Origin of the sequence: Streptomyces muensis (genome assembly GCF_021474425.1) — a bacterium.
Taxonomy (GTDB): domain Bacteria; phylum Actinomycetota; class Actinomycetes; order Streptomycetales; family Streptomycetaceae; genus Streptomyces; species Streptomyces muensis.
The window spans coordinates 39,296-46,100 of the sequence record NZ_JAKEIP010000044.1 but is presented as its reverse complement, the minus strand read 5'-3'; the positions used below and the strand labels follow the sequence as shown (position 1 = coordinate 46,100).

Below are 6,805 nucleotides of genomic sequence, written 5' to 3'. Positions count from 1 at the left end.
GTGGTGGGGCGGCTGCGGGTTCGTGAGGGGGCGGTTCGAGGGTGCCGGGCGTGGTAGTGGGCGGCTGCGGGTTCGTGGGGGCTTGTCGCGCAGTTCCCCGCGCCCCTGGGGGGTGGGGCGTGCCCTCGGCTACCAGCTCGGGGGCTTGGCGCCCATGCGCGGAGCCCGCGCGTCTACGTGGTCCCGCACCGCGGAGGACAAACGCCCCTCTCGGCCACCGGCACCGAGGCACCACGCGCCCACGCCCCCAGCCTCACGCCTACACAACCCCGCCCGCATGAGGACACACAGCCCTCGTCCGCCACCGGCACCGAGGCATCACGCACCCACGCCCCCTACCAAACGCCGCACCTCGGAGAACAAACGACCCGATCGGCCACCAGGCCCGAGGCTTCGCGCACCCACGCACCGCACCCGCGCTCCAACACAGCCCCGCACCCCGAGGACAGACGACTCCGTCGGTCACCAGCCCGACGCTTGACGTGGCCACGCACCCGAGCCGCTCCCCTACACAACCCCGCACCCAGGAGGACAGACGCCCCCGTCCACCACCAGCACCCAGGCTTCACTCGCCCGCACCCCAGCACAGCCCCGCGTCCCCGAGGACCGACGCCCCCATCGGCCACCAGCCCCGAGGCTGCACGCGGCCACGCGCCCGAGCCGCACCCCTACACAACCCCGCCCCCTGAAGGCAGACGACCCCCGTCGGCACCAGCTTCGGGGCGTGGTGCGGCCGTGGTCCGGGACCGGGGCTCTACACGGCCCCGCGCGCTTCGAAGCGGGCGGGCTCTCGGGCTACCAGTTCGGAGGGCTGGCGATGGAGCGGGAGAGGACGTCGTTGAGGACCTGGGCTGTTTGGGGGATGTCCAGTTGGGAGTTGTCGATGATGGGGAGGCCGGAGCCGTACCAGCCGGCCATGCGGCCGTGGATGCGGGCGACCTCTTCGTCGGTGAGGCGGCGGTTGCCGGAGCGTTCGGCGTTGCGCTCCAGGACGATCTCCAGGCCGGGGAGGAGGACGACCGGGAGGAGGCCAGGGCCGACGTGGCGCTTCCAGCCGCCGAGGCCGACCACGGGGCGGTCGGGGAAGACCGCGTCGTCGAGGATGCACGAGATGCCGTTGGCCAGGAAGTTACGGGCGGCGAAGCCGCAGGTGCGGCGGGCCAGGCGGTACTGCGCCTCGGAGTGGTCGTTCCAGCCGGACTGGGGGTCGGCGAAGCCCGAGCGAACCCATTCGCGGACGTCGTCGAGGCTGATGTGGGCCGTGGGGACCCGGCGGTGGTCGGCCCAGTACTTGGCGACGCTGGTCTTGCCGGCCCCGGCCGGGCCGATGAGCAGGACGGCGAGGGTCGTGGCGGCGGGGTCGGGTGTCGCCGTGGCGGGCGGGGCGCTCGGCATGCCGACGGGGCCGCCCGGCGGCAGCGGTACGTGTCCGGTGGTCTCGGGCGCCGGCGGGACGTGGGCGTGCTGCGTGGGGTGCGGGGCCGGGCCGGGCGGGGTGAAGCCCGGTGCCGGAGGCGGCGGAGGCACGGGAGCGGATCCCTGGTGCGGGGCCTGCGGGGCAGGGCCCTGATGCGTGCCCGGGTGCTGCGGACCCGGGTGTTGTGCGGCCGGCGTCCAGCCGTGCCCCGACTGGTGGGGCGGCGGCAGCGGAGAACCCACTGCATGCTGCATCCGGTGCCACTCCGTCTCGTCTTCCATGGCCATTGGCGCTGGCAGCAGGGTTGAACCCCGCTCGCTACCGAACGGTACCGCCCCCGGCCGCCGTTTGGTGAACGGCCGGTGGCGGTCCGAAGTGCCCATCGCCACAGGCGAATCGGACGGAAGGGTGGTTCGGTGGACTTACTGGCCGACTTCGCCGTACGCGGCGAGCAGCACGGCCGGGTCCGGTCCCTCCAGGACGGTCGGCTTGGCCAGGCCGTCCAGCACGATGAAGCGCAGCAGATTGCCGCGGGACTTCTTGTCGACCTTCATCGTCTCCAGCAGCTTGGGCCACTGGTCGTAGCGGTAGTGGAGGGGAAGGCCGACGGATTCGAGGACCGTGCGGTGCCGGTCCGCAGTGGCGTCGTCCAACCGGCCTGCCAGACGCCCGAGTTCGGCGGCGAAGTGCATGCCGACCGAGACCGCGGCGCCGTGCCGCCACTTGTAGCGCTCGTTCTTCTCGATGGCGTGGGCGAGGGTGTGGCCGTAGTTGAGGATCTCCCTCAGGCCAGCCTCCTTCAGGTCCGAGGAGACGACCTCGGCCTTGACCCGGATGGAACGCTCGATCAGCTCGGCCGTGTGCGGGCCGGCCGGGGTGCGGGCGGCCTCGGGGTCGGACTCGATGAGCTCCAGGATCACCGGGTCGGCGATGAAGCCGGCCTTGATGATCTCGGCGAGCCCGGAGACGTAGTCGTTGACCGGCAGGGAGTCCAGCGCGGCGAGGTCGCAGAGCACACCGGCCGGCGGGTGGAAGGCGCCGACGAGGTTCTTGCCCTCGGCGGTGTTGATGCCGGTCTTGCCGCCGACGGCCGCGTCGACCATGGCGAGCACGGTCGTCGGTACGGCGATCCAGCGCACCCCGCGCAGCCAGGTCGCGGCCACGAACCCGGCGAGGTCGGTGGTCGCGCCGCCCCCGACGCCGACGACGACGTCGGTGCGGGTGAACCCGGACTGCCCGAGCGCCTTCCAGCAGTAGGCGGCGACCTCGGCGGTCTTGGCCTCCTCGGCGTTGGGCACCTGGATGGCGACGGCCTCGTAGCCCTGCTCGGCGAGGTCGGCCCGCAGCGCGTCGCCGGTCTCGGCCAGCGCCTCGGGGTGCAGGACGGCGACCCGCTGGGCCTTGTCGCCGATCAATCCGCCGAGCTCGCCCAGGAGTTGACGGCCCACCAGGACCTCGTAGGGCTCGCTGCCCGCGGTGCCGCCGACCTGGATCCTTGTGACGGGCGCTGCCATGACGTCCTCCTGCCGGGGGTCCGGGGGTTGTCCCCCGGGAGATACAGTCTTCAACTCCAGTGTGTCCAGGGCAGCTTGGGCCACTTCTTCGGGCGTACGGCCGTCGGTGGCCACGACCGCCGTGGCCACGCCCTCATACAGATGACGGCGGGCCTCCATCAGCTCGCGCCACTGCTTGCGCGGGTTGACCGCGAGGAGCGGGCGGGCCGCGTTGAGGCCGGTGCGCTTGACCGCCTCCTCGACGTCCATCGACAGGTACACCACCCGCTGCCCGGCCAGCAGCGCACGCGTGTCCTCGTCGAGGATCGCGCCGCCGCCGAGGGCCAGGACCCCGTCGTGCTCGGCGAGCGCCCGGTGCACCGCCTGCTTCTCGATCGCGCGGAAGGCGGCCTCGCCCTCGTCGACGAAGATCTCGGCGATGGTCCGGCCCTGCTCGGCCACGATGTCGTCGTCGGTGTCCCGGTAGACCACGCCGAGCCGCTCGGCGAGCAGCCGGCCGACGGTCGACTTGCCCACGCCCATCGGACCGACCAGGACGACCACGGGCGTGGCGCTCACCGGATGGCCAGGTTGTCGAGGTAGGACCGTACGTTGCGGCGGGTCTCGGTCACCGAGTCGCCGCCGAACTTCTCCGCCACCGCGTCCGCGAGGACGAGGGCCACCATGGCCTCGGCGACGATGCCTGCGGCCGGGACGGCGGACACGTCGGAGCGCTGGTGGTGGGCCTGCGCCGCCTCGCCGGTGGTGACGTCCACCGTCTGCAGGGCGCGCGGCACGGTCGCGATCGGCTTCATCGCGGCACGCACCCGCAGCAGCTCACCGGTGGTCAGGCCGCCCTCGGTGCCGCCGGAGCGACCGGAGACACGGCGGATGCCCTCGGGCGTGTTCACGATCTCGTCGTGCGCCTTGGAACCGGGCACGCGCGCGAGCTCGAAGCCGTCGCCGAGCTCGACGCCCTTGATGGCCTGGATGCCCATGAGCGCCCCGGCCAGGCGGGCGTCCAGCTTGCGGTCCCAGTGGACGTGCGAGCCGAGGCCGACGGGGACGCCGTAGGCCAGGATCTCGACGACACCGCCGAGGGTGTCGCCGTCCTTGTGGGCCTGGTCGACCTCCGCGACCATCGCCTTCGAGGCGTCGGCGTCCAGGCAGCGCAGCGGGTCGGCGTCCAGCTTCTCGACGTCGGCCGGCGTTGGGTACACGCCCTGCGGGGCCTTCACGGAGCACAGCTCGACGACGTGGCTGACGATCTCGATGCCGGCCGTCTCCTTCAGGTACGACCGGGCCACCGCGCCCAGCGCCACCCGGGCCGCCGTCTCACGGGCCGAGGCGCGCTCCAGGATGGGCCGGGCCTCGTCGAAGCCGTACTTCTGCATGCCGGCGAGGTCGGCGTGGCCGGGACGGGGCCGGGTCAGCGGTGCGTTGCGGGCGAGGCCCGCGAGGATCTCGGGGTCGATCGGGTCGGCCGCCATGACCTGTTCCCACTTCGGCCACTCGGTGTTGCCCACCATGATCGCGACCGGGGAGCCGAGGGTGAGGCCGTGCCGTACGCCACCGAGGAAGGTGACCTCGTCGCGCTCGAACTTCATGCGCGCGCCGCGTCCATAACCGAGCCGGCGCCGGGCCAGGTGGTCCGCCACCATCTCCGTGGTGATCGGCACGCCGGCGGGAAGGCCCTCCAGCGTCGCCACGAGTGCGGGACCGTGGGACTCCCCCGCGGTCAGCCAGCGCAACCTGCTCAACGGTGCTCCTCAGTGCTCGCGCCCTGGTACTGCCCTGCGTACGCGCGTCCTCGCGTACGGCGACGGCGCGACCAGGTGCGCGGCCCCGGCCCGCCACCTTCGATCCTCCCACGTCCGGGCCCGGTCCCCGGCCGCCGGTCCACCAAGCGGACGGCGGTGCGGCGGCGCCGGGCCCCGGACCGGATCAGGCCTGGCCGTTGCCCTGGCGCTGCTGCGGCGCGTAGGCGCCGAGGAAATCGGCACCGCTCGGCTGCTGCGCGGGCTGCGGCGCGGCCTGCTGGGGCGCGTACGGCCCCAGGTAGTCGGCGCCCCGCCCCTGCCCGTGCCGCTCCGTCACCTGGACGGCCTGTCCCGTGCGCGCCGCACGCCGACGGTCGATCCTGCGCTTCAGCTTGAAGCCCCACGACCCGACGACGAGCAGCACGATCAGGACCAGCGCGGGGATCTGCACCCAGTCCGGCATGAACTGCAGGACGGCCTGGAATATCTCGCTCTTGCCGGACGCCAACGGCACACCGGTGGACACGTCTGACACGTTTGGTACTCCCCCTAGTTCTGCTCCGCCCCCTGCGGAAACTCAGCGGATCCTAGCGGGCCGCGAGAGCGCGCTCCCCCGCTTTTCGCATGGCCTCGACGGGCGCCGGGGCGCGGCCGGTCATCTGCTCCACCTGGAGGACCGCCTGGTGCACCAGCAGGTCGAGCCCGCCGACGACGGCTCCGCCGTACATGGACCAGCGCGCAGCGAGGGCGGTCGGCCAGGGGTCGTAGAGCACGTCGAACAGGGTGGCGGGGCGCTCCGGTACGGCCGCGGCGAGGGCGTCCGTCGTACCGGCCGGGGTGGTCGCGATCACCAGCGGGGCGCGCAGTGCCTGGCCGGCCTCGGCCCAGTCCGCCGTACGGAGCTCGACGTCGAGGCGTTCGCCCCACTGCCGCATCTCGGCGGCGCGGGCCTCGCTGCGTACGTACGCCACGATCTCACCGGTGCAGACGCGGGCGAGCGCTGCCAGTGCGGAGGAAGCCGTGGCGCCGGCGCCGAGGATGGCGGCCGAGTCGACCTGTTCGATGCCGCGCTCGCGCAGCGCGGCGACCATCCCGGGGATGTCGGTGTTGTCGCCGACGCGTCGGCCGTCCTCGCCGAGGACGACGGTGTTGACCGCTTCGACGGAGGCCGCCGTCTCGCTGATCTCGTCGAGCAGGGGGATGACGGCCCGCTTGAGCGGCATGGTCAGTGACAGGCCGGCCCACTCCGGCCCGAGTTCCTTGAGGAACCCGGGCAGAGCGGCCTCGTCGATCTCGAACCGGTCGTACGACCAGCCCGTGAGCCCGAGTTCCTCGTAGGCGGCGCGGTGCAGCACCGGGGAGAGGGAGTGGGCGATGGGCGAACCTAGAACGGCAGCCCGGCGGGCGTCAGGCGTCGACCCTGGCATCATTGAAAGCGTTCCTGAGCCTCGCAAATCCGGCATAGAGAGCACCCCGAAGACGAATCCATGATCTTAGCAAGGCTCCCGACCTGACGGTTGTTCCCGGCCTCCGACAAACCGGTTTTCCGCCTCAACAACAGCACGATCCGCACTCAACTACAATTAGGCGACGTCGTTCCTGATCAAACCACAGGTATTTTCTAGAATTCTACTCTGCTTGCCAAGACAGGCCTGGATCCTAATTTTGGAACCTTCTTCAAGCCAGGGAAGCTCTCTAGTTTCGCAACTGTTAGCTCCACCATAGGCAAAGGTGTTCCCATATCGACTCTCAGATTGACCCGGCCGCTTGTACCAGAGCTTCGCAACAGCGGCGTGATCATCCTTCTTCTCGTCACAAACAGTGAGCTTGTCACCGTTGGTCGTCCAGGCAGCATAAGCACCGCCCCCGACCGAGTAGGTACCACCACTAGCGAATGCCGGAACTGCCGCGAGACCAACGGCAGCCAGCCCCATGACCGCAACGGATCCGAGGCGGGATATTCTCATGTTCTCCTCCTGCGTCCACACAAGAGACAGGCGACAAAGGAATCTGCCAAGAATGATTGGCGATCACTCTGCAACAGAGTAACACAGCCCGTTATATGACTTCATGACGGCTCGTCAGTTCGACAGTTGTGCCGTTTCAACTCGCTGAGCTTGGTAGACACATCCTCG

5 protein-coding genes are annotated in these 6,805 nt (G+C 70.9%); all 5 read right to left on the bottom strand.

From position 1 onward, the window contains the following. Positions 1-795: 795 nt before the first annotated feature. Positions 796-1,671, bottom strand: coding sequence for a Pro-rich N-terminal domain-containing protein (locus L0P92_RS14305; protein WP_234763021.1), 876 nt, complete (start codon positions 1,669-1,671; stop codon positions 796-798). 168 nt (positions 1,672-1,839) lie between these two features. Continuing rightward, positions 1,840-3,453, bottom strand: coding sequence for a 3-dehydroquinate synthase (gene aroB, locus L0P92_RS14300; protein ID WP_234763027.1), 1,614 nt, complete (start codon positions 3,451-3,453; stop codon positions 1,840-1,842). Positions 3,454-3,485: 32 nt separating this feature from the next. Continuing rightward, complete coding sequence (gene aroC, locus L0P92_RS14295; RefSeq protein ID WP_234763020.1) at positions 3,486-4,670, bottom strand: chorismate synthase; 1,185 nt, start codon at positions 4,668-4,670, stop codon at positions 3,486-3,488. 184 nt (positions 4,671-4,854) lie between these two features. After that, entirely contained in the window at positions 4,855-5,205 is a 351-nt protein-coding gene (locus tag L0P92_RS14290) for a hypothetical protein (RefSeq protein WP_308289720.1), read from the bottom strand. Between the two features lie 52 nt (positions 5,206-5,257). Further along, on the bottom strand, positions 5,258-6,097 hold the full coding sequence (locus L0P92_RS14285; protein WP_234763025.1) for a shikimate dehydrogenase: 840 nt from the start codon (positions 6,095-6,097) through the stop codon (positions 5,258-5,260). Positions 6,098-6,805: the final 708 nt, after the last annotated feature.